Source organism: Chromobacterium sp. INPA-IVC (assembly GCF_059047085.1).
This window is the reverse complement of record NZ_JBTNLS010000003.1, coordinates 419,842-446,565: the sequence shown is the minus strand read 5'-3', so window position 1 is coordinate 446,565 and position 26,724 is coordinate 419,842. Positions and strand designations below refer to the sequence as shown.

Sequence of the window (26,724 nt, the reverse complement as noted above, 5' to 3'; positions counted from 1 at the left end):
CTGGCCGCTTTTTCCAGGTTGATGCCGTGTCGATGAAGAATCCTCCCGCGCTGGAGCAATTGATCTCCGCGTTGAAAGTGTTGCCGGGCGTGGGGCCGAAAACCGCGCAGCGGATGGCGTTCCATCTGCTGCAGCGGGACAAGCAGGGCGCCGACAAGCTGGCGCGCGCGCTGGACCGGGCGCTGACCCAGCTTACTCATTGCCAGCGCTGCAATACCTTCAGCGAGGCCGAGCTGTGCGCCATCTGCGCCGACGAGGCGCGCCGGCAGGACCAGCTGTGCATCGTCGAGATGCCGGCCGACCTGATGATGCTGGAGCAGGCCAAGTGTTTCGAAGGCCTGTATTTCGTGCTGATGGGGCGGATATCGCCGCTGGACAACATCGGCCCCAAGGACCTGCATCTGGACAAGCTGCTGACGCGGGCGCTGGACGGGCGGGTGAGCGAGATCGTCATCGCCACCAACTTCACTGCCGAAGGCGAGGTGACTTCCCACATGCTCAGCGAGCTGTTCAAGGAGCGCGGCCTGACGGTGACACGCATCGCGCGGGGCATGCCGGTGGGCGGCGAGCTGGAGTATGTCGACTTGGGCACGCTGGCGCAGGCGGTGTACGAGCGCCGCGGCGTGTAGGCCGGCATTGTCCCGTCATGGCCGTTTCGCTAGAATCGGCTCTTTCCGCCCCGATTTCATCCTCAGGAGTCCTGTCGAAATGAACAAGTGATGCCCGGATGCCTCCGCATCCCCGATTCGTTCCGCCGTCCGGCGCGTGCGAGCGTGCGCATTGCTTGTTTTCGACAATCCTTCCGAATCCTTCCCGTCCCTTGAGCCTGATGGGAGGCGACTTTCGCGCAGCGCGCGCGCCGGCATTGCTTTCCTTTCCCTTGATGGAGGACAAGATGCCCGATGCCGTTCAACAACATGATGTTTTTCATTACAACCAGGCCGCCTGGGACCGCCAGGCGCGCGCCGATTGCGAGTGGTCGCGGCCGGTGGACGCCGCCGCCATCGCCGAAGCCCGCCAGGGCCGCGTGCTGGCAAGACTGACGCCCGGCGCGCTGCCGGCCGGCTGGCTGGACGATGCGCGCGGTCTGGACGTCTTGTGCCTGGCGGGCGGCGGCGGCCAGCAGGCGCCGCTGCTCGCCGCCGCGGGCGCGCGGGCGACGGTATTGGACGCGTCCGCCGAGCAGCTGGCGCGCGACCGCGAGGTGGCCGAGCGCGAGAGCCTGGATCTGCGGCTGGAGCAGGGCGATATGCGCGATCTGTCGCGCTTCGCCGACGCGAGCTTCGACTGCGTGTTCCATCCGATCTCCAATCTCTATGTGCCGGATGTGGCGCCGGTGTGGCGCGAGTGCCATCGCGTGCTGAGGCCGGGCGGACGCTTGCTGGCCAGCTTCTACAACCCGGCGGTGTTCGTCGCCGACCGCGATCCGGCGCTGATGGAGCAGGGCCTGATCCGGCCGCGGTTCGCCATTCCATACGCCGATCCCGCGCATTTGTCCGAGGCCGAGCTGGAGGCGAAGCGGACGAGGGGCGAGGCGCTGGTATTCGGCCACAGCCTGGCCGAGCTGATCGGCGGGCAGGCGGCGGCCGGCTTTCTGATCGCTGGTTTTCACGAGGATTGGCAGCCGCGGCCGCGTTTCCTGATCGATCGCTATCTGCCCACCTTCATCGCCACCTGGGCGCTCAAGCCGGCGTGACGCGCGAAAAAAAGCCCGCCGGAAACGGCGGGCTTTTTCACGAGGGGCGCGGGGTCAGTCGCCGCTGACCACATCCACGCCCTTGGGCGGAACGAAGGCGAAGCGGGAGGCCGGCAGCGCGGAGTTCTGCTGCGGCTTGCTGAACACGATGCGGGTGTCGTTGCCGAAGCTGTCGGTCAGCTGCATTTCCACCAGCATATTGTTCTTGAAGCCCATGCGGATGGCGCTGAAGGTGTTGTCCTGCTTTTTCGGGCTGGCGGCCAGCCATTCCAGCTCGCCCTGCTTGCCGGCCTCGTTCAGCTTGTAGCTGCGCTCGATTTCGTTGCTGCCGGCCAACAGCGCGGCCGGGCTGGAGCCCAGCGCGGCGCCCTGGGCCTTGCGCGTCGCCTGGGCCAGGTCCTGGTCGTAGATCCACAGCGTCTTGCCGTCGCCGATGATCAGCTGCGAGTAGGGCTTGCTGTATTCCCAGCGGAATTTGCCGGGGCGGGCGATTTCCAGCCGGCCGCTGGCTTCCTCGCGCTTGCCCTTGTTGCTTACGGTCTGGCTGAAGTCGGCGGACAGCGTCTTGCTGCCGGAGACGAAGGCTTTGAGCTGGGCGACGGCGGAAGCCTGGACCGGCGCGGCCAGGCTGGCGGCGATGGCGGCGGCGGCCAGCATCGGGAAAAACGGTTTCATGGCGTCAATGTCCTCGCGGGCGGTGCAGGCCGGAATGAAAAAGGATAAGACCGGCATGGCGCCGGCCCGGTTCATCGCCGGGCCGGGCGATTGTGTTGGCGATTATTGCGCGCGGCGGGCCTTGCGCTTCTTCTTGGGCTTGGCCTGGGGCTGCGCCGCTTGAGCCTGAGGCTCGGCCGGCGCCGCGGCCGCCGGGGCTTCGGCGTGCTCGCCGGGCAGCAGCTTGTCGGTGTCCTTCAGCCAGTCCGGCAGGTCAAGCTTGTCGAAGTCGACGATGTCGTTTTCGCTCAGCTGGTAGACGAATTGCGGCTTGCCGTAGTGGCTGTAGCGCACATTGACGTAGGCGTCGGCGCTGAACTCGGGCGCTTCGATGTGGACTTTCTGGCGCAGGGCCAGCAGGTCGCCGCCGCGGCTGGCGTAGATGTCGCTGACGGTGCGGCTCTTGTCGCCGCTGACCGGGTCGAGCTTGATCAGACCCTGCACCAGGCGAATCATCGCCTCGGCGCCGGACTTGTCTTCGCCGGATTTGTCTGTCGATGGCTTGGCCTGCTCGCGCGCCACTTTGGCCAGACCTTCCAGCATTTGCAGGGTCAGCTTTTGCTCCTGTTCCCGGCTCAGATCCATCCGCAGCTTGTAATGCGCGCCGATTTCGCCGGCGTAGGCGTCCAGCGGCTGGAAGCTGAATGCCTGCTTGTCCGCCTGGGCGTAGGCGTCGTCGATGATCTTCGGCATCGCCTGGTACATGGCCTTCAGCGGAATCTGGCTGGCCATCTCGGCTGGCAGCTTGGCGCGGATGAATTTGCCGGACTGTTTGCGCAGCGAAGGCAGGAACAAGTCGACGGCGGACGGATCCACCAGCAGCGACATGTCCTGGGCGTGGAATTGCAGCGGGACCTTGATGCTGGACATCAGGTTGCGGCGCTCGAAGCGCAGCTCGGGAATGGCTTCCACCCGGCCGGTCGGCACGTCGACCGCGCCGCTGACGTTGACGCGGATGGAGCGGCCCACCTGGTCGATAATGTCGGCGATGTCCGGTTTGGCCGATTTGGCGCCGCCGTCGGAGTCGGCGTCCGAGAAGGCCAGCTTGTCGAAACCGATCTGGGCGTCGAAGTTGTAGCTGGCGTTCTGCCAGTTTTGCAGCATCACCTTGCGGGTGGCTTCGTCGGGCGTCTTGCCGGCCAGCGGCGTGGCGCAGCCAGTGAGCAGGGCGAGGGAGGAAAGGGCGGCGGCGGCCGCCAGTTTCATGCGGGTCATTGTCGTCAAGGTCCTGTTAATGTCCATGGTGCGCGATCTTGGCGGATCGTCTGGGTATTCCGGGATTATATCGCAGCTGCAATGGCTATGCGTTTGACCTGAGTGCGCGGGGGGCGGCGGCCGGGCAGCCGTCCGGGCGAGCGTCAGCTGAACTTGTTGGTGATCGGGTAGCGCCAGTCCTTGCCGAAGCCGCGCGGGGTGACGCGCGGGCCCACCGGCGCTTGGCGGCGTTTGTACTCGTTGATCTTCAACAGCCGAACCACACGGTTCACGTCCGCCTCGGCGTAGCCGGCGGCGATGATGTCGGCGGCCGACTGGTTGTCCTCTACGTAGCGCGCCATGATGGCGTCCAGCACCTCGTACGGCGGCAGGCTGTCCTGGTCTTTCTGGTCCGGACGCAGCTCGGCCGACGGGGGGCGGGTGATGATGCGCTCGGGGATCACGTCGGACACGGTGTTGCGCCAGCGGCAGAGCTCGAACACCAGGGTCTTGGCCACGTCCTTCAGCACGGCGAAGCCGCCTGCCATGTCGCCGTACAGCGTGCAGTAGCCGGTGGTCATCTCGGACTTGTTGCCGGTGGTCAGCACCAGCTTGCCGCTCTTGTTGGACAGCGCCATCAACAGCGTGCCGCGGATGCGGGCCTGCAGGTTCTCCTCGGTGGTGTCCATCTCCAGGCCGGCGAACGATGGCGCCAGCCCGGCCATGAAGCTTTCGTACATCGGCCAGATCTCGATTTCGTCGTACTTGACGCCCAGGCGGGCGATCATGTCGCGGCTGTCGGTCACGGAAATTTCGGCGGTGTAGCGCGAGGGCATCATCACCGCGTGCACCTTGTCGGCGCCCAGCGCGTCCACCGCCACCGCCAGCGTCAGCGCGGAGTCGATGCCGCCGGACAGGCCCAAGAGCGCGCCGGGGAAGCCGTTCTTGCCGATGTAGTCGCGCACGCCGACCACCAGCGCGCGGTAGACGCTTTCCAGCATGTCCGGCAGCGCGGCGCGCTTGCCGGGCTGGAAGTCGCCGTCGGCGTAGTCGACCAGCAGCAGCTCGTCGTCGTAGGCCGCGGCCTGGGCGACCACGTCGCCCGCCTTGTTCAGCGCGAACGAAGCGCCGTCGAATACCAGTTCGTCCTGGCCGCCCACCAGCTGGACATAGGCGATGGGCAAGCCGGTTTCCTCGACGCGGAAACGCGCCATCTGCTGGCGGGTTTCGATCTTGTCGCGGTGGAAGGGCGAGGCGTTGAGCGCCACGATCAGCTCGGCTCCGGCGTCGGCGGTTTCCGCGGCGGGCTCCAGATGCCAGATGTCCTCGCAAATCAGCACGCCCACCTTGACGCCATTCTGCTCGAACACCAGCGGCGCGGCGCCCGGCGTGAAGTAGCGGCATTCGTCGAATACTTCATTATTGGGCAGCTGCATCTTGTGATACTGGCCCAGCCGGTGGCCGTCGCGCAGCACGGTAGCGGCGTTGAAGCGCTCATTGCCTATCCGGGCAGGATGGCCGACGATCACGGTGATGCCGTCCAACTGCTCGATGACGTCCAGGCCCTTGGCCACCTCGCGGTAGAAACTGTCGCGCAGCAGCAGGTCTTCCGGGCTGTAACCGGTCAGCGCCAGTTCCGGCGTCAGCAGGATGTCCGCTCCCTGGGCCATGGCCGCGTTGGCGAGGTCGACGATTTTTTTGGCATTGCCGGCGATGTCGCCGACCACGGGGTTGAACTGGGCGAGTGCGATACGCATCTTGAGAGGGCACCGATGATTCTTGATCGTTCGATTTTACCTGAAGATGGCGTCTGCCCAGAAAGGAAAAGCATTGCAGCTGCAACTGTATGACGGCGTGGCCGCCATCGCGCAACCAGCGTGGCCGGCCGGCGAGGGCGCGGGAGTGTTCGTCGGCCGCGAATGGCTGGCGGCGCTGGAGGAAACCGGCTGCGTCGGCGGCGAGACGGGCTGGCGGCCATTGCCGCTGGCCTTGGAGCGCGACGGGCGGACGGTGGGACTGGCGCCGGCCTATCTGAAACAGCACAACCGCGGCGAGTATGTGTTCGACTGGTCCTGGGCTGAGGCGTATGCCCGCGCCGGGCTGGATTACTACCCGAAGCTGGTGGTGGCTTCGCCGTTCACGCCGGTGACCGGCAGCCGGCTGCTGGGCGGCGCGGACGAGCAGGCGCAGCTGATCGCCGGCTTGCGGCAGCTGGTGGACGACAATGGCTTGTCGTCGGCCCATGTGTTGTTTCCGACGGTGGACGAGGCGAGTCGACTGCGGGAAGCCGGCTGGCTGTTGCGCGACGGCGTGCAGTTCCATTGGCGCAACCGGGCTTACGCCGATTTCGACGATTTTCTCGCCACGCTGAGCCGCGACAAGCGCAAGAAGATACGCCAGGAGCGGCGCAAGGTGGCGGATGTCGGCGTGACGGTGCGGGCGCTGGATGGCGGCGATATCGCCGCGACGGATTGGAAGCTGTTTTTCCGTTGCTACCGGCAGACCTATCTGGAGCACGGTTCTTTGCCCTACCTGAACCTGGATTTCTTCCAGCGGATAGGCGAAAGGCTGCCGGGCCATTGCGTGATGTTTGTCGCCAGCCGGGAGGGGCGGGACATCGCCGCCAGCCTATGCGTGCGCGACGGCGACACGCTGTACGGCCGCTACTGGGGGGCGCTGGAGGACGTGCCCTGCCTGCACTTCGAACTGTGCTATTACCAGGGGCTGGAGTACGCCATCCGCCAAGGGCTGGGGACATTCGAGGGCGGCGCCCAGGGCGAGCACAAGCAAGCCCGCGGCTTCGAGCCGGAGCCGACGGTTTCCGCCCACTATATCGCCGATCCGCGCTTTCGCTCCGCCATTGCCGATTGGCTGCTGCGCGAGCGCGACGGGGTGGCTGATTATGTCGATCAGTTATTTTCCCATTCGGCTTATAAAACACTTGCGCGGGATGAGTAGGGCTTATATACTGCGCAGCCTCTGTGAACGAAACGCCCAGCGTATCGATCCAGGGTCTGGAGAGGTGGATGAGTGGTTTAAGTCGCACGCCTGGAAAGCGTGTTTAGGTTAATAGCCTAACGGGGGTTCGAATCCCCCCCTCTCCGCCAGAATTCATTACGGAATCGCCTGGCGGTTTCGACAATTTAGCAAGACACCTCCGGAGAGGTGGATGAGTGGTTTAAGTCGCACGCCTGGAAAGCGTGTTTAGGTTAATAGCCTAACGGGGGTTCGAATCCCCCCCTCTCCGCCAAATTGAAAAGCCCCGACATGTCGGGGCTTTTCTCTTTTCCGCGGCAAGAAAACCAGCCGGCTTTCTTCATGACGGCAATGGCGGCGGCGATCATGCCGCGGCGCGGCCCATTCATTTGGATAGCAGTTCGCTCAGATTGCCGTGCACCTTTCGCAGCAACGCTTGCAGCTGCTTGGCCTCGCCGGCGTCCAGGCCTTGCTGGGCCTGGCGCTGCAATTCGTCTCCCAAGGCCATCGCCGATTTGAGCGCGTCGTAGGCCGGCGGCAGCAGCTCGATGCGGTTGACGCGGCGGTCGTTGAGGCAGGGCACGCGCTTCAGCCAGCCGGCGGTTTGCATCCGGTCGCACAGGGTCGCCACGCCCATCGGCGTCAGATCCAGCCGGTCTGCCAGCTCCACTTGCGACAGGCCGCCGTCCCCCTCATGCGCCGCCAGCGCGCCCAGCAGCCGGCATTGCGCCAGCGACAGTCCCAGCTGTTGCCGCGCGCGCAGATCGAAAAGGCGGCCGTACAGGCGGCCGGTGTCGCTGACGAGAAAGCCGAAGCGTTCGGTGAGTCGCAGTTTCATAACGCCATAAATAATAAACCAGATTATTGCTTATACATGAATCCGCCTGCCGATGCCAAGCCTTGTCGAAGCTCATCGCCAGCCGCAAGGATTCAAACCGCTTATTCTGTTCTCCAAAATGAAGCGTCGTTATCCGGATGCTAAAGCTGCGGTTGAAACCGCGCAGGAAAATAAATCGCGGAGCGGCAATCAATCGGGCGGCGAGAATTCCATTTCCGGCCATCTGTCGTGTGGAGTAGCGGTAAATAGAGCGTTCTTTTATTTGGATTTCCGGTTTCAGGATATCGCGGCGCGATAAGCGCGGCGTGAATGGCGGCTGGGCGGGTTGTCGCTTGCGGGAGGTAATGGGCGATGCCTGGAGCGGTTTTAAGTGTTGCTCCGGATTGCGAGCCGATCGGCAAGCATCTAACCAAAATAATGCCAATCGAAAACAATACAGCCCGTTTGCCCAGCGCGGCTCATATTTCGCCTGGCATCCCTTGCAATCTCATCCATTTTCCCGCCGCGGCAAAGCGGCGTCGCTCACGAACGCACGAGCACGGATCCGTGACCATGATCCGCATCTGGGAGGAAACATGTCCGATTTGAATCGTCGTCAATTGCTGAAGGGCGGAGCCATCGTCTTCGGCAGCCTCGCCTTGTCCGATCCCTCGATGGCGCGCTTGCTGCGCCTGAGCCGGGGCACCCGCTACAACGTCGCCAGCCCGCAAGGCAAGGCGATGCTGCAGATCTACGCGGGCGCGGTCAAGAAAATGATGGACCCCGCGCTGTATCCGGAGGGCAATCCGCTGAACTGGATATTCCAGTGGTACACCCATTTCGTGCGGGGGGACCGGACCAAGCTGCAGGAATTGAACCGGGTGTATCCGTCGTCATCGGCTAACCGGACGCTGGCGGAAAAGATGTGGAATACCTGTCAGGCCCATAGCTCGGGACAGCGCGAGGATTTCTTCCTGCCTTGGCACCGGATGTTCATCACCTATTTCGAGGACATCATCCGCCAGGTGTCTGGCAGGCATGATTTCACGCTGCCATATTGGGACTATACCGATCCCAATCAGCAAGTGCTGCCGATCGAGTTCCGCCGGCCCGGCGATCCGGTCTGGGGCTCGTTGTATCGCGAGACCCGCTGGCCTGGCACCAATGCGGGCAAGAATGTCACCGATGGGCGCAGCGCGCTGACTTTGGACTGCATGAAGTCCAATCTGTATTCCGGCTCGGCCGGCGACGCGGGCTTCTGCGCGAACACGGACATGAATCCGCATGGCGCGCTGCATGTCGATGTCGGCAACAGCCAGGGCATGGCCCAGGTGCCGTGGGCGGCGAACGATCCTATTTTCTGGATTCACCATTGCAATATCGACCGGATCTGGGCCAGTTGGAACCTTGCCGGCGGCAAGAATCCGTCCGACTCGCCTTTCCTCAACCAGCAGTTCGTTTTCGCGTCGCCGACTGGCGCCGCGGTGGTCGCGACGGTCAAAAACTACCTGTCGCTTCCCAAAGATGCTTATTCCAGCTATGTCTCGCGGCCACCGGGCAGCCTGCCGTTCCCGCTCAGGCTGGCATTGCCCAAGGCCGCGCTGGCCATGCGCCTGGAGAGTTTCGCGAGCGAAGCCGCGGGTCTGGTGAGGCTGGGGAACGCGCCGGTCACCGTCAGCCTGGGCGACGCGAAGTCTACGTCCGCGTCCGCACCGCGGGTGGAGATGCTGTCGAGCCGGCTGAGCACGCTCGGCAAGCAGTCCAGCCTGTTCCTGCGTTTTGAAGGCTTGTCCGCTCATGGCGCCGTCAACGGCGTTTACAGCGTCTATGTCCACACCGGCGGCGTGCCGACGGCGGATGAGCGGGGGCCGGGCTTCGTGGGGCAGATCAATTTCTTCAGCGCGGCCGGCACCCATCAACATGACGGCGAGGATGCCGGCAACAGCCCGGACAAGAAGGCGTTCAGCTTCCTGTTGAGGGCGGAGACGCGCGCCTGGCTGCAGAAGAACGGCGGAGGCGAACCCCAGGTCACGCTGGTGCCCACGATTCCCGACGGCAATGACGAGGCGATGCCGACGATAGACAAGATAGCGCTGGTGGCGTCGTGACGAGGCGCGGCGCGGCCTGGACTCTGGGCAGGCCGCGCCGCCGCCGAGCGCCGGGAGGGCGAGTATATGGGGTCTAGGGCGCGTTTCGCTTGCGCCGCGCTGGCATTGGCCTTGTCCGGCCCGTCGCAGGGCGACGCGGCGGGCATGCGCTTGCTGGGGAAGTACGATGGCGGCGGTCGCGGGGTGGAGATAGGCGCCGATGCGGTTCGCGTGTCGATTTCGCTGGATGCGCGGGCCTGCCGTGGGGCGGGAAGGCGCGTCACATTGTATCTCAGGGGGTTGAGGGCGGACGAGGGGCCGCATCCCGGCTATCGCGTGCTGCTGCTCCAGCACGGCGCGCGCCCGCCTGGCGATCCGGTCGGCGAGTTCAATTTTTACGGCAGCGGGCCCGGCGTTCGTCGGGATGTCAGTTTCGAGCTGGCGCCCAAGCTCCTGGCAACCCGCCGGGAGCCATGCGTCGTTCATCTGTTGCTGCAAGCTGCGGGGCCGGTGGATAAGGCCGGCAGGGCCGCCATCGACAGCCTGGAAATATGGCGCGAATGAGCCGTCGAGGAGTCCGGCTTGGCGGCGCGGACCGCCTGCCTGACTGGTCGGCGCTTGCGTTCCGGCACCGATTCTGCCTGCGGGCTCTCTCTTCCGTAATAGTACGTATCAGGATGGCGGCTTGGCGCGAGCCAAGGTTTTGCGCGCGCCCGCAGGCGGCAATACTGGGCCGGATTGGACTTTCTCCTAACCTTAGCCCCATAGCATAACTACAATGGATTTCGTAAAGCGGGAAATTTGACCAGCAAGCCGGCATGCCGGATGCGGGGCGCCGATGTCCGCATCCAGCTGCCGCCGTCACAGGGAAAAGAGATGTTCAACGACTTGCGACGCGAGCAGGCGAGCATCCTGATCGTCGACGATGTGGCAAGCAATATTCATGTGATCAGGGAGGCGGTGCAAGGCCTGGGGGAGGTGCGTTTTGCCACCAGCGGCAAGGCGGCTTTGGAAATCGCCCAGAAGAGCGCGCCGGACGTGATCCTGCTCGACATCGAGATGCCGGGCATGGATGGCTACGAGGTGTGCCGGGCGATCAAGGAATCCTCCCGGCTGCGGGATATTCCGGTGATCTTCGTCACGTCCCACGATCAGCGCGAGCATGAGCTGCAGGCGCTGAGCCTGGGCGGCGTGGACTTCCTGCACAAGCCGCTGAACGTGCCGGTGGCGCGGGCGCGGATCCAGACCCACCTGGCGCTGCAGATGCGGACCCGGCAGCTGGCGCGGGTCAAGAAGGACCTGGCTGACGTGCTGCAGCATCTGCCGGCTTTCGTCGCGCACTGGAACCGCGATCTGTGCTGCCAGTTCTGCAACGACATCGCTGGACAGTGGTTCGGCGTCGCCGCCGCCACCATGCGCGGCATGCACGTGCGCAAGGTGCTGGGCGAGTCCAATTACGCCGCCATCGAGGATCATTTGAAGGACGTGATGCGCGGCAACTGCCCGTCATTCGATCTGAGCTTCGTCCGGCGCGAGGGCGGCCTGCTGTTCGGCCAGGTGTCGCTGGTGTTCCGCCCGGACGAGGACGGTCAGCCGGGCTTTCTGATGCTGATCACCGACGTCACCGAGCGCAAACGCGCGGAACTGGCGCTGCGCGACGAAAAAGAGCGCATCCGCATCACGCTGAATTCCATCGGCGACGCGGTCATCGCCACCGACGCCAGCGGCAACATCACTTTCCTCAACCCCATCGCCGAGGACATGACGGGCTGGCAGGCCAAGGAGGCGCTGGGCGAGCCGGTGGAAAAGATCATGCCGCTCAGGGAAAGCTCCCAGGGGCATGCGATGTTCAATCCGATCCGGCTGGTGCTGTCCGAGCAGCGCTCGGTAGGCATGGCGATGAACTGCGCGCTGATGCGCCGGGACGGCCAGCTGCTGGAGCTGGAGGATTCCGCCTCCCCCATCCTGGATCACGCGGGCAAGCTGACCGGCGCCATCATCGTGTTCCACGACGTCAGCGAGGCCCGGGCGATGGCGGTGAAGATGACCCATCTGGCCCACCATGACGCGCTGACCAATCTGCCGAACCGGATGCTGCTGCAGGATCGCACGCAACAGGCGCTGCAGCAGGCGGCCCGCGCGGGAGACCGGCTGGGGCTGTACATCCTGGACCTCGATCATTTCAAGGTGATCAACGACTCGATGGGGCATACGGTCGGCGACCAGCTGCTGCAGCAGGTCGCCCTCCGCCTGCAGGCCGTGCTGCGCCCCTGCGACACCGTCAGCCGCCAGGGCGGCGACGAGTTCATCGTCCTGGTGCCGGGCTTGGGGGGAATCGAGCAGGCGGGCGCGATGGCGGACAAGATGCTGAAGGCCATCGCCGAGCCTTACCTGCTGGATGGCAGCCGCTATGATCTTTCCGGCAGCATAGGCGTCGGCCTGTATCCGGACGACAGCAAGGACCAGGAGGAACTGTACCGCCACGCCGACGCCGCGATGTACCGAGCGAAGCAGGAGGGGCGCAACCGCTACCGCTTCTTCTCCGCCGAGATCGAAGAGGCACTGCTGACGCGGCAGGCGCTGGAGCGGCATATCCGGATGGGCGCCGAGCAGGGCGGCTTCCTGGTCTACTACCAGCCCAAAGTGGACGCGCGCGACGGCAGCGTGGTTGGCCTCGAGGCGTTGCTGCGCTGGCGCAACGACAGGGACGAGATCGTGTCCCCGGCCCATTTCATACCGCTGGCGGAGGAAACGGGCCTGATCGTGCCGCTGGGCTTGTTCGTGCTGCGGCAGGCCTGTCTGGACGGAAAGCGCTGGCTGGATGCCGGGCGGAGCTTGCGGATAGCGGTCAACGTGTCGGCGGTGCAGGTGACCGAATCGGACTTCTGCGATACGGTGAGGCGGACGCTGAAGGAAACCGGCATGCCGGCCGAACTGCTGGAGCTGGAAATCACCGAAGGTGTGCTGGCTCAGGACGTCGAGCGGACGATGAGCGTGCTGGCCGAGCTCAAAAGCCTGGGCGTTTCCATCGCCATCGACGATTTCGGCACCGGCTATTCCAGTCTGTCCTATCTGAAGCTGTTCCCGCTGGATGTGCTGAAGATAGATCAGAGCTTCATCCGCGACATGCTGGATGACCGCCACAGCGCGGCTATCGTCGCCGCCATCGTCAGCATGGCGCAGGGCATGAGGCTGCGCCTGGTGGCCGAGGGCGTGGAGCGGGAGGAGCAGGCCAGCGAGCTCCTCCGGCTGGGTTGCCACATCATGCAGGGCTTTCTCTACGGCAGGCCGGAGCCAGTCGCCGAAATCGACAGGTGCTTCGCCTGACGGCCGGCATTCCCGAGGTTTTCCGCGCGCGGCTGGAGTGGCCTGATTTGACGATACCCCTGGGAGCATGCCTTGAGCGGACATTGCGACTCGTCTGTCTGGATGAAAAAACCGTTGTTGCCGATGCCGGCCGCCGCATTGCTGTTGTTGTTGCTGGGCGCCGTGCTGAGCTTGTTGCTGGGGTGGAAGGTCGCGCTCGACAACCGCGCGCGGGTGGCGTCCGAGCTGCAGCGGGAGGCGCGGCAGCTGGGAGCGGAGGTGGCGGCCCGCATCGGGCTTTACCAGTACGGCTTGAGCGGCGCGCGGGGCGTCATCGCCAGCAATGGCGAAAATGGCATCAGCCGCGCGCGTTTCCGGACCTATGTCCGGAGCCAGGATGCTTCCATCGAATACCCCGGCTTGCTGGGCTTCGGCTATATCCGCCGGGTGCCGCAGCCGCAAGTGGCCGGTTTCGAGCGGCGCGAGCGTCAGGATGGCGTGCCGGATTTCACCGTCCATCAATTGCGGCCCCATGACGGCGAGCGCGCGGTCGTCGTCTATTTCGAACCGGATCAAGACAGCCGCCCTGCCATTGGCCTGGACATCGCTTCCGAACCCGGCAGGCGGGCGGCGGCGGAGTCTTCGCTGCGCGGCGGACAGGCTCGGCTGAGCGGACCCATCGCCTTGATGCCGCGTCCGGAAGGCAAGGCGCAAGCTTTTCTGCTGCTGCTGCCGGTGTACAGCGGCGGCGTGACGCCCGCAACCGAGGAGGAGCGGCTGCGGACTGGTTTTGGCTGGGTGTTCTCGCCCATCAGCGCCCATGATGCGATGGCGGGAGTGATGGATGATCTGCCGGGCGTGGCCGTGGAGCTGGCGGATGTGACCGGCGGCGCGGCGGCGGTCTTTTTCAATGGCGGCGCCAGCGTGTCCCGGACGATGGCGACCGCTTCGGCGCGGCAGCAACTGTTCGGCCGCGATTGGCAACTGACGCTGAAGGCGGGCCCAGCCTTTGTCGATAGCCTGCGGCTGCCCAGCGCTACCCAGGCCGCGCTGGACGGTCTGGGCGCGAGCATTCTGGCCAGCCTGTTGGCGCTGGTGGTGGGGCGCAACCGCCAGCGCCGCCTTCAGCTGCTGGCGGCGCAGAACAGGTTGGCGGCCATTGTCGAGGGTTCGGTGGATGCCATCATCAGCAAGACGCTGACGGGCGTGGTCACCAGCTGGAACCACAGCGCCGAGCGCCTGTTCGGTTATCGGGCCAACGAGGCGATAGGCCGGCTGCTGGCCGACCTGATCGTTCCGGCGGGCCGGAAGGGGGAGGAGACGGACATCCTGATGCGGATCGCGAACGGCGAGCGGATCGAGCACTTCGAGACGGTGCGCCAGCGCAAGGATGGCGTCTTGCTGAATGTATCGGTATCGGTGTCGCCGGTGCGGAACGAGACCGGGCAAGTCGTCGGCGCATCCAAGGTGCTGAGGGACCTCAGCGAGCAGAAGCGGATCAAGACCGAGCTGCAGACCCTTAGCGACAACCTGGAACAACAGGTAGCCGACCGCACGGCGGAGCTGGACAAGGCCTGGCGCACCTTGCAGACGGTGCTGGACGCGGTGCCGTTCATCATCGGCTATTGGGACCGCAACCAGATCAACCGCGTGGCCAATCGAGCGTACCAGACCTGGTTCGGCGTGGATCATGGCGAGCTGCCCGGGCGGTCGATGAAGTCCTTGCTGGGCGATGAGCTGTACCAGGCCAACCTTCCCCACGCGGAGGCCGCGCTGCGCGGCGAGCCGCAGGTTTTCGAGCGGAGGATTCCAGGGCCGGACGGCGTGGTGCGCCATTCGCTGATCCAGTACCTGCCCGATGTGGTGGATGGCGGGATCAAAGGTTTTTACGCCACGGTGCAGGATATTTCCGAGCAGGTGGAGAGCCGCAGCCGCATGACCTCGGCGCTGCGGGAGCGCGACCTGCTGCTGAACACCATCAACCAGCAGCTGCTGTATTCGGCGACCGACACCGACGGCCGCATTCTGGAAGCCAACGACCTGTTCTGCCTGGCCCACGGCTACAGCCGCGACGAACTGCTGGGGCAGGACCACCGCAAGTTGAACGCCGGCGTGCACCCGGTGCTGTTCTGGCAATCGCTGTGGCATACGATAGGCTCGGGCCGGGTCTGGCGCGGCGAGCTCTGCAACCGGACCCGGGACGGCAGGCTGCGCTGGTTCGACACGGTGATCGTGCCCCATGCCGGCGATAGCGGCCGCATCGAGCGCTACATCGCGTTGCGCATCGACATCACAGAGCGGAGGCTGGCCGACGCCGAACTCGCCCGGGTGCACCGGCTGCTGACCAATGTGCTGCGCGCGGCGTCGGAAGTGGCCATCATCGCAGCCGACGTGCGCGGCGTGGTTTCGCTGTTCAACAGCGGCGCGCAGCGCATGCTCGGCTATTCGGAAGACGAGCTGGTGGGGCAGGCGATGTTGACCCGCTTCCATCTGGCGGAAGAACTGAGCGAGCACGGCGAGGAGCTGAGCGCGCGCTATGAGCGCCGGGTGGAAGGGCTGCGCGCCCTGGTGCAGGAGCCGGAGGCCGCAGGCGCGGAAACGCGGGAGTGGACCTATGTCCGCAAGGACGGCACCCATCTGCAGGTGTCCTTGATGGTGACCGCGATGCGGGACAGCGATGAGCTGGTGGTCGGCTACCTGGCCATCGCCGCAGACATCACCGTCCAGCAGCGGCAGCAGCGGGAACTGGTCGCCGCCAGAGACCAGATGCAGCTGGCTTCTGAGGTGGCGCAGTTGGGCATCTGGAGCTGGTCTCCCGCCGACAACCAGCTGAGCTGGAACGCGCGGATGTTCGAAATCTACAGCCAGCCCCCAGAGCTGGCGTTGGGCGGGCTGGAGTACCGGCATTGGCGCGACCGGCTGCATCCGGAGGACGTGGACGACATGGAGGCCGGCCTGCGCGAGCTGCTGGCGGGCGGCGAGACGATGGATCGGGTGTTCCGGGTGGTGCATCCAGACGGCGAGATCCGCCATGTGCAAGTGGGCGCCCGTCTGGAGCGCCACGGCGACGGAGTGAGGATCACCGGCATCAACCGCGACATCAGCGAGAGCCGCGCTTACGAGCAGAATCTGTTGGAGTCCAAGAGCCTGGCCGAGCAGGCCAGCGTGGCCAAGAGCCAGTTCCTCGCCAATATGAGCCATGAGATCCGCACGCCGATGAACGCGGTGCTGGGCTTGCTGCAATTGATGCAGCACACCCGGCTGGACGAGCGCCAGCTCGACTATGTGGACAAGATCCAGGCAGCGGCCAAGTCGCTGCTGGGTCTGCTGAACGACATCCTGGATTTTTCCAAGATGGATGCCGGCAAGCTGCAGCTGGATCTGCATCCATTCGAGCTGGAAGGGTTGATGCGCGAACTGGCGGTGGTGCTGTCGGGCAATACCAGCGACAAGGATGTCGAGGTGCTGTTCCGCATGGAGCCGACGCTGCCTTCCGTGTTGCTGGGCGACCGGCTGCGGCTGCAGCAGATCCTGATCAACCTGGCAGGCAACGCGCTGAAGTTCACCAACCAGGGCCAAGTCGTGATCTCGGTGCGCGAATCGTCGCGCGGCGGCGGCGAGGTCAGCCTTCGCATCGAGGTCAGTGATACCGGCATCGGCATCGCGCCGGAGCAACTGGCGCGCATCTTCGAAGGCTTTACCCAGGCCGAGGCGTCCACCACCCGGCGTTTCGGCGGCACCGGCCTGGGCCTGGTGATCAGCAGGCGGCTGGTGGAGCTGATGGGCGGCCAATTGCAGGTGGAGAGCCAGTTCGGCTGCGGCAGCCGCTTCTGGTTCGACCTGACCCTGGGAATGGCCGCGGACGAACCGCTGGCCCAGGTTCCGGTCGAGCAGCTGGGGCCGCTGGCCGTCCTGGTGGTGGATGACAATCCGCTGGCCGGCGAGATTCTGATGGACACCATTTCCACAGTAGGCTGGCAGGCCGAATACGCCGACGGCGGCGAGGATGCGCTGGAGAAAGTGCATCGGGCCGAGGAGGCGGGGCGGCTCTACGACGTGGTGCTGATGGACTGGCGGATGCCCGGCCTGGACGGCATCGGCGTTGCTGAAATGATGCGGCAGCAGCTGTCGAGCGACAAGCCGCCGGTGATCATCATGGTGACGGCCTTCGGGCGCGAGGTGCTGGCCGAGGCGGCGGACAGGCCCAACCCGCCGTTCAGCGATTTCCTGACCAAGCCGATCACGCCCCAGCAGCTGGTGGACGCGGTGGTCCGTTCGGTGAGCGGCGAGGTCGGGGCCGGAAGGGAGGAGTCGCGACCGGCGTCGGTCCGCCGCCTGGCCGGCATGCGCATCCTGCTGGTGGAGGACAACGCGCTCAACCGGCTGGTGGCGTCGGAGCTGCTGCAGGAGGAGGGCGCGCGGATCAGCCTGGCGGAGGGCGGGCTATCGGGAGTGTCCCAGGCGGTGGGGGCGGATCCGCTGTTCGACATCGTGATCATGGATGTGCAAATGCCGGACATCGACGGGCTGGAAGCCACGCGGAGAATCCGCGCCGATCCGCGCTGCCGGAGCCTGCCCATCCTGGCGATGACCGCCAACGCCTCCCAGACCGATCGCGCCGCCTGCCTGCAGGCGGGTATGAACGACCATGTCGGCAAGCCGATAGACATCGACGAACTGGTGTTGAAGCTGTTGGAGCTGGGCGGCAGGGACGCCGGGGCGGGCGGCGGACAAGCGCCGGCGCGGGCCGCCGAGGCGGGAGAAGCGGGCGCGCTGGTCGAGTCGCTGCCTTCCCGGCTGCGCCGTTTCGGCAACAAGCTGCGGGTCTACCGGGCCGCGTTGTCCACCTTCCGTCCCGAGTGCGACGCGCTGCTGACCGGCATCGCCGAAAACGGACGGCTGGGCGCGCAGCCGGAGCTGGCCTCGGGGCTGCACACTCTGAAAGGCTTGTCGGTCACGCTCGGCGCGCAGGCGTTGAGCCTGCAGGCCGCCGCGCTGGAGAAGCGCGCGCGCGCGGGAGAGGCGATAGGCGGCGAGGATCTGGAGCGCTTGCGCGGGCTGCTGGATGACAGCGTGGCGCAGCTGTTCGACAGCCTGCCGGCGGAAGAGGCCAGAAAAGCGTCGAAGCCGCTGCCGGCGGCTGATTGGCTGGGGCAGCTGCGGGATATTCTGGCCTTGCTGGAGGACAGCAATCTGGCGGCGGTGGATCTGGTGGACGAGCTGCTGGACCAGCCGCTGGGCGACCAGGAGGACTCGGTGCGCGAAGTGGCGTCCTGCGTGCAGCGCCTGCAGTTCGAGCAGGCGATCGCCATTGTTAGGGAATTGCTGGCGGAGGCGAGCTGACCGGTCCGCGCAGGCGGCCGGTCCGCATTCAGGCCGCTGCGCGCCTCAGCAGCACCGGCACCGATTTGGAGGTCGGCGTGTTGGACACGTCGGCCACGCTGTCCAGCGGGATCAGCGGATTGGTTTCCGGGAAGTAGGCGCCCAGGCAGCCGCGCGGGATGTCGTATTCCACCAGCCGGAAGCCGTCGGCGCGGCGTTCGATGCCGTCGTGCCAGACGGTGAAGATGTCTACCCGCTCGCCGTCGGCGAAGCCCAGCCTGGCCATGTCCTCCCGGTTGATCAGCAGCACCCGGCGCTGGCCGTAGACGCCGCGGTAGCGGTCGTCCAGCGCGTAGATGGTGGTGTTGTACTGGTCGTGCGAGCGGGCGGTCATCAACACCATCAACTGGTCGCCGTGCAGCGCGCGGGCGCGGGCGATCGGCGTGTCCTTCTCCAGAGCGTTGACGATGAATTGCGCCTTGCCGCTGGGCGTCAGCCAGCGCCGCTCGCGCGAGGCTGGGGTCAGGTGGAAGCCGCCGGGTTTGGCGACGCGGGCATTGAAGTCGTGGAAGGCGTCGAACACCTTGGCGATCTCGTCGCGGATCCGCGCATAGTCGCCGACATAGCCCAGCCAGTCCACCTTGCCGGCGCCCAGCGTCGCGTCGGCGATGCCGGCGACGATGTCGGTTTCCGAGCGCAGCTGCGTCGAGGCCGGCGGATTGATGCCGTAGGACAGATGCACCATGCACATCGAATCTTCCACCGTCACCCCCTGCGGGCCGGATTGCTGCTGGTCGATCTCGGTGCGGCCCAGCGTCGGCAGGATCAGCGCGTCGCGGCCGTGGACCAGGTGGCTGCGGTTCAGCTTGGTGGAGATCTGCACCGTCAGCTCGCAGTTGCGCAGCGCCTCGAAGGTGCGCGGCGTGTCCGGCGTCGCCATGGCGAAATTGCCGCCCAGGCCGAAGAACACCTTGACCCGGCCATCCAGCATCGCCTTGATGGTGTCGACCGCGTCCAGGCCGTGCTCGCGCGGCGGCTCGAAGCCGTAGACGTCGCGCAGGCGGTCGAGGAAGGCTTGGGCCGGCTTGTCCTCGATGCCCATGGTGCGGTCGCCCTGCACGTTGGAGTGGCCGCGCACCGGGCACAAGCCGGCGCCGAGGCGGCCGATGTTGCCGCGCATCATCATCAGATTGGACAGCATCTGGATCGCCGCGACGGAGTCGCGGTGCTGGGTCAGGCCCATGCCCCAGGTGGCGATCACCGCCTTGCCTTTCGCGTATGTCTGGGCCAGCGTGTCGATATCCTGGTAAGGCACGCCGGCGGCGGCGGCCAGGTCCGGCCAGCTTTCGGCGCGCAGGTCGGCGGCGAAGGCGTCGAAGCCGGCGCAATGTTCGGCCAGGAAGGCCGCGTCCAGCACCCGCTCGCCGCCGGCGGCGACGGCCGCGTCGTCCAGTTCCAGCACCCGCTTGGCCACGCCCTTGATCAGCGCGAAGTCGCCGCCCAGCGTCGGGCGGATGAACAGCGAGCTGATGCGGGCGCCGCCGTTGACCAGGTCCAGCGGATGCTGCGGGCTGGCGAAGCGGTCCAGCCCCTTTTCCTTCAGCGGGTTGATCGACACGATGGTCGCGCCGCGCTTGGCGGCGGCGCGCAGCTCGTTCAGCATCCGCGGGTGATTGGTGGCCGGGTTCTGGCCGAAGACCATGATGGTGTCGGCGTGCTCGAAGTCGTCCAGCACCACCGTGGCCTTGCCCACGCCCACCGTCTGCGGCAGCGCGCGGCTGGACGATTCGTGGCAGAGGTTGGAGCAGTCCGGGAAATTGTTGGTGCCGTACATGCGCACGAACAGCTGGAACAGGAAGGCGGTTTCGTTGCTGGTGCGGCCGGAGACGTAGAACGAGGCCTGGTCCGGGTGCGGCAGCGCCTTCAGATGGCGAGCGACCCGCGCGTAGGCGTCATCCCAGCTTATCGGCAGGTAGCGGTCGCTGGCGGCGTCGTAGGCCAGCGGTTCGGTCAGGCGGCCGTGCTGTTCCAGCTCGTAATCGCTCTGTTCCAAGAGCTCGGCGACGGTATGCCGCGCGAAGAAATCGGCGCCGATGCGCTTGGAGGTCGCCTCGGCAGCCACCGCCTTGACGCCGTTTTCGCAGAACTCGAAGGTGGAGGTATGCTCCCTGTCCGGCCAGGCGCAGCCCGGGCAATCGAAGCCGTCGGGCTGGTTCTGGTGGAACAGCGTTTTGTAGCGGCTGCCGGGCACTTTTTCCTTGATCAGCGAAACCGTGGTGCTCTTGAGGGAGTCCAGCCCGCCGGCGGGTTGCGCGTACGGCTGGATGCGTTCGCTGGTCTTGGAATGGCTCATGTCGGGGCGGCTCCTGCAGGAAAGGTGTGGTTCCGGTTTTGCTTTGGGTCAAGAGATGCAAGGATAAAGGATGGCGGCGGCTTGCGGGAAATTCCTTGTCGGCGGATCCGCCCGGCGCTGGCGCGCGGGGCGGCGCGGGCGGGATAATGTCAGCTTTGTCCCGGCGCGCCGAACCACTCCTGGCAGCAGGCCAGGCCTTCCTCGCTGAGCCAGGCGCGGCCGCGGCCGTTGTCCTGGATCTCCATGCGGGCCAGTTCCAGTTCGGCCAATTGATGCAGGCAGCGCAGCAGCGTGCTCATTCCCAGGCCGGATTGCTTGGCGAGCCGCGCCAGCGACCAGGGATGGCCGCCAGCGGCGGCGGCCCGCCATAGCTGCGCGAGCAGGGCGGCGATATTGGGGTCCAGTTGGGCTATGGGCGGCAGGTCGGTCATGGCGGTCGCGCAGTGTCGGGCGCGCCAGTGTAACCGATGGCGGCGCGGCCGATGGATGAATGACGGTTTTTCACGGCGACCTTCTTCGAGGGCGCGAAGACGAGGCGGACGGATGGGCAAGCAAGACAATGACGGGACGGAAGAGGGCATGACATCGCTGGCGGTGGTGCGCCATCGCGATGGGAAAAGCCTGCCGGACCTGGACCGGGTGGCGGAAGAGACGCCGGTGGCGCTGGTGTTCAACGGCATCTCGCACGCGGTGATGATGGCCACGCCACTGGATCTGGAGCGGTTGGCGGTGGGCTTCGCGCTGAGCGAGGGCATCGTCGCGCGGCGGGCGGAGATTTTCGACGTCGAAGCCGATTTCGTCGCCGGCGGCGCCGAGGTCAGGCTGGAGATCGCCCAGCCGGCTTTCCTGGCGTTGAAGGACCGGCGCCGTTCGCTGGAGGGCCGCACCGGTTGCGGCGTGTGCGGCATCGAGAGCCTGGCCTTGCTGGATCTGGCGCCCGAGGCGATGGCGAAGCCGGCCCGCCCCGTGGTCGCGGAGGCGGCGGCGATCGCGCGCGCGGCGGCCGAATTGCCCGCTCATCAGCGGCTGATGAAGGCGACGGGCTGCGCGCACGCGGCGGCTTGGTGCAGCCGCGATGGGGGAGTGAGGGCGGTGTTCGAGGATGTGGGGCGGCACAATGCGCTGGACAAGCTGATAGGTTGGCAGGCGTTAGAGGGTGTGGATCCCAGCGACGGCTTCGTCTTCATGTCCAGCCGCGCCAGCTACGAGTTGGCTCGCAAATGCGCCCGGGCGGACATTCCGCTTTTGGCTACCATTTCCGCCCCCACTTCGCTGGCGGTGGACATCGCGCGCCGAGCCGGCGTGGCGCTCGCCAGCTTCTGCCGGCAGAACGGCTTCGTCGAGTACACCGGCTAGCGCCGCGAGGCGGCGGCCAGGTCGTCCGGGGTATTGAGATTGCGGAAGGCTTGCGGCACGTCGTCGAAATCCACCATCGCCGCGCCGGCCTGGGCCTGCCATTCCCTGACCTTGCGTCCGCCGCCGCGCAGATAGTCGCGCAGCGAGGGCAGCAGCTTGGCGGAAACCGCCATGCACACCGGGTGCGGATGTCCATCGCAGCGAGCCACGCTGAGCAGGGCCTCGCCGCGCAGCAGCGGCGCCAGCAGCCGCTCGGCCAGATCGTCGGGCAGGAAGGGCAGGTCGCAGGGCGCGGTGACCAGCCATTCGGTCTGGATGGCTGAAAGGCCGGCCTCCAGCCCCGCCAGCGGCCCGCCGCCGGCGAATTCCGGCGCGTCCGCCGCCACCTGTCCCAGCGCGGCGTAGCGCTCAAGATTGCGGTTGGCGCTGATAATCAAAGCGTCGGCCTGCGGCCGCAGCCGCGCCGCCGCCCGCTCGGCCAGCGGCACGCCGTCGAGCGCCACCCATCCCTTGTCTACGCCGCCCATGCGCCGGCCCTCGCCGCCGGCGAGCAAGAGGGCGGTGACGAATTCGGCGGAGCGATTGCTTGGCATGCGATTTTCCCGTGGCTGGAATGAAAACAGGCGGCCGGAGCCGCCTGTCGGATCATAGCGCAGGAGCGAGGGTCAGTGCTGGGCGGCTTCTTCCAGCGCCGGCTGAGCCTTCTCTTCGCGGCGCGAGGCGATGAACATATACATCGCCGGCACCACGAACAGCGTGAACAGCGTGCCGATGGACAGGCCGGTGAAGATCACCAGGCCCATCGCGTAGCGGCCGGCCGCGCCGGCGCCGGAGGCGATCACCAGCGGGATCACGCCGAACACCATCGCCGCGGTGGTCATCAGGATGGGGCGCAGCCGGATGGACGCCGCCTCCTCGATCGCCTCGCGCTTGGACAGGCCGGTCTTGCGCAGCTCGTTGGCTACTTCGACGATCAGGATGCCGTGTTTGCTGATCAGGCCCATCAGCGTCACCAGGCCCACCTCGGTGTAGATGTTGAGCGAGGAGAAGCCCAGGAAGATGAAGATCATCGCCCCGAACAGCGCCAGCGGCACCGACACCAGGATCACCACCGGATCGCGGAAGCTTTCGAACAGCGCCGACAGCGCCAGGAACACGATGATCACCGCGAACAGCATGGTCACCAGGAAACCGCCCGATTCCTGCATGAACTGGCGCGACTGGCCGGAGTAGTCGACCGAATAGCCGGTCGGCGCCACTTGCTGCACCGTGTCGCGCAGGTATTGCAGCACTTCGCCCTGGGACACGCCCGGCACGCCGGAAATGGTCACAGAGTTGAGCTGCTGGAAGCGGGTGATGGACTGAGGCACCACGTCGTACTTCAGCGTGGCCACGGTGCCGACCGGAATCACGCCGTTGTTGGGCGTCTTGATGTAGTAGTCCAGCAGCTGCGAAGGATTGAGCCGGTCGACCTGCTGCACCTGCGGGATCACCTTGTAGGAACGGCCCTCGATCGAGAAGTAGTTGACGTAGCCTCCGCCCAGCGCCGCGCTCAACGCGTTGCCGACATCCTGCTGGCTCAGGCCCAGCGCGGTGATCTTGTCGCGGTCCATCACCACCGTGGCCTGCGGCTTGTCGATCTTCAGGTCGGCGTCCAGGAAGTAGAATTTGCCGGACGCGCGCGCCTTGTCCATCACTTGCTGCGCCACTTGGTTCAGGTTCTCGAACGGTTCAGTGGTGTTGATCACGAACTGCACCGGCAGGCCGGAGGCGCCCGGCAGCGGCGGGAACTGGAACGCCGCCACGCGCGCGCCGGCGATCTTGTTCCAGCGCGATTGCAGGTCCATCTGGATCTCGTGCGCGCTGCGCGAGCGCTGATCCCACGGCTTGAACAGCACGCCGCCTATGCCGGCGTTGACGGTGGGCACGCCGGTGATCTGGAACATCTGCTGGTATTCCGGCATGCCCTTGGCCACCTGGAACACCTGGTTGGCGTAGGTCTGCATCTGGTCCGAGGTGGCCGTCGGCGCGCCCACCACCTGGGACAGCACGATGCCCTGGTCCTCTTCCGGCGCCAGCTCCGACTTGGACATCTTGAACATCACCGCCAGCAGCGCGATCAGGATGGCCCCCATCACGATCAGCACCGGCCAGGTTTCCAGCAGGCTATGCAGGATGCGGCGATAGCCGTGGCGCACGCGCTCGAAGGTGCGGTCGATGGCGTGGACGAAGGGGCTGTTGTCCATGTCAGCGTTGAAAAAGCGCGAGCACATCATCGGCGACAGCGTCAGCGCCACCACGCCGGACACCGTCACCGCCGCCGCCAGCGTGAAGGCGAACTCGGTGAACAGCGCGCCGGTCAGGCCGCCCTGGAAGCCGATCGGCACGTACACCGCCACCAGCACCACCGTCATCGCCAGGATGGGGCCGCCCAGCTCGCGGGCGGCGATGATGGAAGCCTCGAACGGCGTCTTGCCCTCGCGCATGTGGCGGTCCACGTTCTCCACCACGATGATGGCGTCGTCCACCACCAGGCCGATGGCCAGCACGAGCGCCAGCAGGGTCAGCAGGTTGATCGAGTAGCCCAGCATCAGCATGATGAAGAAGGTGCCGATCAGCGACAGCGGCATCGCGATCACCGGCACCACCACCGCGCGGAAGCTGCCCAGGAACAGGAAGATCACCACGGTCACGATCACCAGCGCTTCCAGCAGCGTCTTCACCACCTCATGGATGGAGGTGTTGATGAAGTCGGTGGAGTCGTAGACGATCTGGCCGGTCAGGCCGGTGGGCAATTGCTGCTGGACGGCAGGGAAGGCCTTGCGCACCCGCGCCGCCACGTCGAGGATGTTGGCCTCCGGCGCCACCTTGATGCCGATGAACACCGAGCGCACGCCGCTGAAGGCGACGTTGAAGTCGTAGTTTTCCGAGCCCAGCGTCACCGTGGCCACATCTTCCAGGCGCACGATGGCGTCGCCGTTGCGCTTGATCGCCAGTTGCTTGAATTCGGCGACCGTGTGCAGGTCGGTGTCGGCGGTCAGCGGGATGGTGACCATCTGGCCCTTGCTGGAGCCCGGCGCGCTCAGCGCGTTGTTGCTGGCCAGCGCGACGCTGACGTCGGCCGCGGTGACGCCGTAGGCCGCCATCTTGGCCGAATCCAGCCAGGCGCGCAGCGCGAACTGGCGCGCGCCCAGGATTTCGGCGGTTTGCACCCCGGGCACCGAGTCCAGCTTGGGCTTGACCACGCGCACCAGGTAATCGGTGACGTTGTTGGTCGGCAGCGTGTCGCTGTAGAAGCCCATGTACATCGCGTCGGTGGTCTGGCCGGTCTGCACCGTCAGCACCGGCTGCTGCGCCTGGGCCGGCAACTGGTTCTTCACCGAGTTGACCTGGGTGTTGATCTCGGTCAGCGCGCGGTTGGCGTCGTAGTTGAGCCGCAAAGTGGCGGTGATGGTGGACACGCCGTTGCTGCTGGAGGACGACAGGTAGTCGATGCCCTGGGCCTGGGCGATCGCCGACTCCAGCGGCTGGGTGATGAAGCCGGCCACGGTCTTGGCGTCTGCGCCGTAGTAGGTGGTGGAAATCGTCACCACCGCGTTCTGCGTCTGCGGGTACTGGTTGATCGGCAGGCCGAACAGCGAGCGCAGGCCCAGCACGACGATCAGCAGGCTGATGGTCGTGGCCAGCACCGGCCGCTTGATGAAGATGTCGGTAAAGTTCATGGCGCGGCCTTAGTGTTCTTGCGGCGTCGGGTTCGGATTGTCCGACGGGCGCACCGAGTTGTTGACCGTGATCGGCGTGCCGGTCTTCAGCTTCAGCTGGCCGCTGGTCACCACTTCCTGGCCTTCTTTCAGGCCGCCGGTGATCGCCACCTGATCGCCGCGGGTGTCGCCGGTGGTGACGAAGACCTGCTGCGCCTCGGGGCCGTTCTTGCCCTTCTGGACGATGAATACGGTCGAGCCGTACGGGTTGTAGGTGATCGCGGTCTGCGGCAGCGTCAGGCGGTTCTGCTTGCTGCCCACATCCACGGTGGCGTTGCCGAACATGCCGGGCAGCAGCTGGCGTTTCGGATTGGCGATGGTGGCCTGGATCTGGACGTTGCGGGTAGCCGGGTCGATCTTGGGGCTGATCGCGTTGATCCGGCCGTGGAACTGCTGGGCGCCGAAGGCGTCGCTTTTCACCTTGACCGGCTGGCCCGGGCGGATCTGGGCGATCTGGCGTTGCGGCAGGTAGAAGTCAATGTAGACCGGATCGATGGTCTGCAGCGTGACGATCTTGTCGCCCGGATTCAGGTACTGGCCGGGATTGACCGGGGTGATGCCGACGCGGCCGGCGAACGGCGCGCGTATCGTCTTCTTGGCCACCAGCGCCTCCTGCTGCGCCACCTGGGCCTTCTTGCTCTTCAGGTCGGCCTCGTCGGCGTCCACCTGGGCCTGGCTGACGCCCTGCACCGCCAGCTGCGCACGGTCGCGCTTCAGCGTGGTGGCCGCCAGCTCGGCCGCGGCCTGCAGCGCGCGCAGCTGGGCGACGTCGGCGTCGGCGTTCAGCTGCACCAGCACCTCGCCGGCTTTCACGTCTTCGCCGGACTTGAAGTGCAGGCTGCGCACCTGGCCGGCCACTTCGCTGCTGACATCCACGCCGTGCACGGCGGACAACGTGCCCACCGAGCCCAGCTGCGGCTGCCATTCCTGCATCTTGGCCACCGCGGTGGACACCGTCTGCGGTCCCGGCTTGGGCGAGCTGGCGATCAGCTTCTGGATGTGGAGGAAAAAGCCCACGCCCAGCGCCACCACCAGCGCCAGCACGCAGCCCAGCATGATCAACATTCGCTTGGTCATGATTCGTCTTCTCTTTGATTTAATGGCGATTCGTATTGGCCGGCCCGCCGCTCGCGGCGGGCGAT

Annotated in this window: 18 protein-coding genes and 2 tRNA genes; 11 read left to right on the top strand and 9 right to left on the bottom strand. The window is 65.9% G+C overall.

Features of this window, described 5'->3' with window-relative positions:
* The first annotated feature begins 32 nt into the window (after nt 1-32).
* Both recR and ACX17K_RS07505 read left to right on the top strand, forming a co-directional pair.
* Nucleotides 33-629, top strand: coding sequence for a recombination mediator RecR (gene recR / locus ACX17K_RS07510; RefSeq protein ID WP_104946642.1), 597 nt, complete (start codon nt 33-35; stop codon nt 627-629).
* Nucleotides 630-895: 266 nt separating this feature from the next.
* Nucleotides 896-1,696: a class I SAM-dependent methyltransferase gene (locus tag ACX17K_RS07505; protein WP_493774331.1), complete on the top strand. Its 801-nt coding sequence runs from the start codon at nt 896-898 to the stop codon at nt 1,694-1,696.
* Between the two features lie 54 nt (nt 1,697-1,750).
* Here ACX17K_RS07505 and lolA read toward each other — a convergent pair whose 3' ends face one another.
* The 3 genes from lolA to ACX17K_RS07490 all read right to left on the bottom strand — a co-directional run bounded on the left by lolA (nt 1,751) and on the right by ACX17K_RS07490 (nt 5,361).
* Nucleotides 1,751-2,371 carry an outer membrane lipoprotein periplasmic chaperone LolA gene (gene lolA / locus ACX17K_RS07500; protein WP_493774330.1) on the bottom strand — a complete coding sequence of 207 codons (621 nt, stop codon included), beginning with the start codon at nt 2,369-2,371 and terminating at the stop codon, nt 1,751-1,753.
* A 102-nt stretch (nt 2,372-2,473) separates the two neighbouring features.
* A complete protein-coding gene (locus tag ACX17K_RS07495) occupies nt 2,474-3,625 on the bottom strand; it encodes a hypothetical protein (protein WP_493774329.1) in 1,152 nt (383 codons plus the stop codon).
* 143 nt (nt 3,626-3,768) lie between these two features.
* Nucleotides 3,769-5,361 (bottom strand): NAD+ synthase, encoded by a 1,593-nt coding sequence (locus tag ACX17K_RS07490; protein WP_493774328.1) that lies wholly within the window; start codon nt 5,359-5,361, stop codon nt 3,769-3,771.
* Nucleotides 5,362-5,434: 73 nt separating this feature from the next.
* Between ACX17K_RS07490 and ACX17K_RS07485 the strand changes: the two genes are divergently transcribed.
* From ACX17K_RS07485 to ACX17K_RS07475, 3 genes are all read left to right on the top strand, one after another.
* The gene (locus tag ACX17K_RS07485) at nt 5,435-6,562 is read left to right on the top strand and encodes a GNAT family N-acetyltransferase (protein WP_493774327.1); all 1,128 of its coding nucleotides are present in this window, start codon (nt 5,435-5,437) and stop codon (nt 6,560-6,562) included.
* A gap of 58 nt (nt 6,563-6,620) precedes the next feature.
* Nucleotides 6,621-6,711: transfer RNA gene (locus ACX17K_RS07480), tRNA-Ser, on the top strand.
* A gap of 52 nt (nt 6,712-6,763) precedes the next feature.
* A tRNA-Ser gene (locus tag ACX17K_RS07475) sits at nt 6,764-6,854 on the top strand.
* Between the two features lie 111 nt (nt 6,855-6,965).
* Here the strand turns inward: ACX17K_RS07475 and ACX17K_RS07470 are convergent.
* Complete coding sequence (locus ACX17K_RS07470) at nt 6,966-7,418, bottom strand: MarR family winged helix-turn-helix transcriptional regulator (protein WP_493774326.1); 453 nt, start codon at nt 7,416-7,418, stop codon at nt 6,966-6,968.
* A gap of 52 nt (nt 7,419-7,470) precedes the next feature.
* On the opposite strand from ACX17K_RS07470, the gene ACX17K_RS07465 reads away from it, so the two are divergent.
* From ACX17K_RS07465 to ACX17K_RS07445, 5 genes are all read left to right on the top strand, one after another.
* A complete protein-coding gene (locus ACX17K_RS07465) occupies nt 7,471-7,716 on the top strand; it encodes a hypothetical protein (protein WP_493774325.1) in 246 nt (81 codons plus the stop codon).
* Between the two features lie 277 nt (nt 7,717-7,993).
* Nucleotides 7,994-9,505, top strand: coding sequence for a tyrosinase family protein (locus ACX17K_RS07460; RefSeq protein WP_493774324.1), 1,512 nt, complete (start codon nt 7,994-7,996; stop codon nt 9,503-9,505).
* Nucleotides 9,506-9,571: 66 nt separating this feature from the next.
* The gene (locus tag ACX17K_RS07455; RefSeq protein ID WP_493774323.1) at nt 9,572-10,048 is read left to right on the top strand and encodes a hypothetical protein; all 477 of its coding nucleotides are present in this window, start codon (nt 9,572-9,574) and stop codon (nt 10,046-10,048) included.
* Between the two features lie 312 nt (nt 10,049-10,360).
* Entirely contained in the window at nt 10,361-12,811 is a 2,451-nt protein-coding gene (locus ACX17K_RS07450) for a GGDEF/EAL-containing response regulator (protein WP_493774322.1), read from the top strand.
* A 102-nt stretch (nt 12,812-12,913) separates the two neighbouring features.
* The gene (locus ACX17K_RS07445) at nt 12,914-18,133 is read left to right on the top strand and encodes a PAS domain S-box protein (protein ID WP_493774321.1); all 5,220 of its coding nucleotides are present in this window, start codon (nt 12,914-12,916) and stop codon (nt 18,131-18,133) included.
* A gap of 28 nt (nt 18,134-18,161) precedes the next feature.
* On the opposite strand, the gene ACX17K_RS07440 is transcribed toward ACX17K_RS07445, so the two are convergent.
* Together ACX17K_RS07440 and ACX17K_RS07435 are read right to left on the bottom strand one after the other, a co-directional pair.
* On the bottom strand, nt 18,162-20,465 hold the full coding sequence (locus ACX17K_RS07440) for an FdhF/YdeP family oxidoreductase (RefSeq protein WP_493774320.1): 2,304 nt from the start codon (nt 20,463-20,465) through the stop codon (nt 18,162-18,164).
* 149 nt (nt 20,466-20,614) lie between these two features.
* On the bottom strand, nt 20,615-20,896 hold the full coding sequence (locus tag ACX17K_RS07435) for a hypothetical protein (protein ID WP_493774319.1): 282 nt from the start codon (nt 20,894-20,896) through the stop codon (nt 20,615-20,617).
* A 112-nt stretch (nt 20,897-21,008) separates the two neighbouring features.
* Here ACX17K_RS07435 and fdhD point away from each other — a divergent pair, with 112 nt between their 5' ends.
* Nucleotides 21,009-21,821 carry a formate dehydrogenase accessory sulfurtransferase FdhD gene (gene fdhD, locus ACX17K_RS07430; protein ID WP_493774318.1) on the top strand — a complete coding sequence of 271 codons (813 nt, stop codon included), beginning with the start codon at nt 21,009-21,011 and terminating at the stop codon, nt 21,819-21,821.
* On the opposite strand, the gene mobA is transcribed toward fdhD, so the two are convergent.
* From mobA to ACX17K_RS07415, 3 genes are all read right to left on the bottom strand, one after another.
* Nucleotides 21,818-22,414: a molybdenum cofactor guanylyltransferase MobA gene (gene mobA, locus ACX17K_RS07425; RefSeq protein ID WP_493774317.1), complete on the bottom strand. Its 597-nt coding sequence runs from the start codon at nt 22,412-22,414 to the stop codon at nt 21,818-21,820. The two genes, fdhD and mobA, sit on opposite strands and share 4 nt — an antisense overlap.
* A 72-nt stretch (nt 22,415-22,486) precedes the next feature.
* On the bottom strand, nt 22,487-25,543 hold the full coding sequence (locus ACX17K_RS07420) for an efflux RND transporter permease subunit (protein ID WP_493774316.1): 3,057 nt from the start codon (nt 25,541-25,543) through the stop codon (nt 22,487-22,489).
* Nucleotides 25,544-25,552: 9 nt separating this feature from the next.
* On the bottom strand, nt 25,553-26,659 hold the full coding sequence (locus ACX17K_RS07415; protein WP_493774315.1) for an efflux RND transporter periplasmic adaptor subunit: 1,107 nt from the start codon (nt 26,657-26,659) through the stop codon (nt 25,553-25,555).
* Nucleotides 26,660-26,724: the final 65 nt, after the last annotated feature.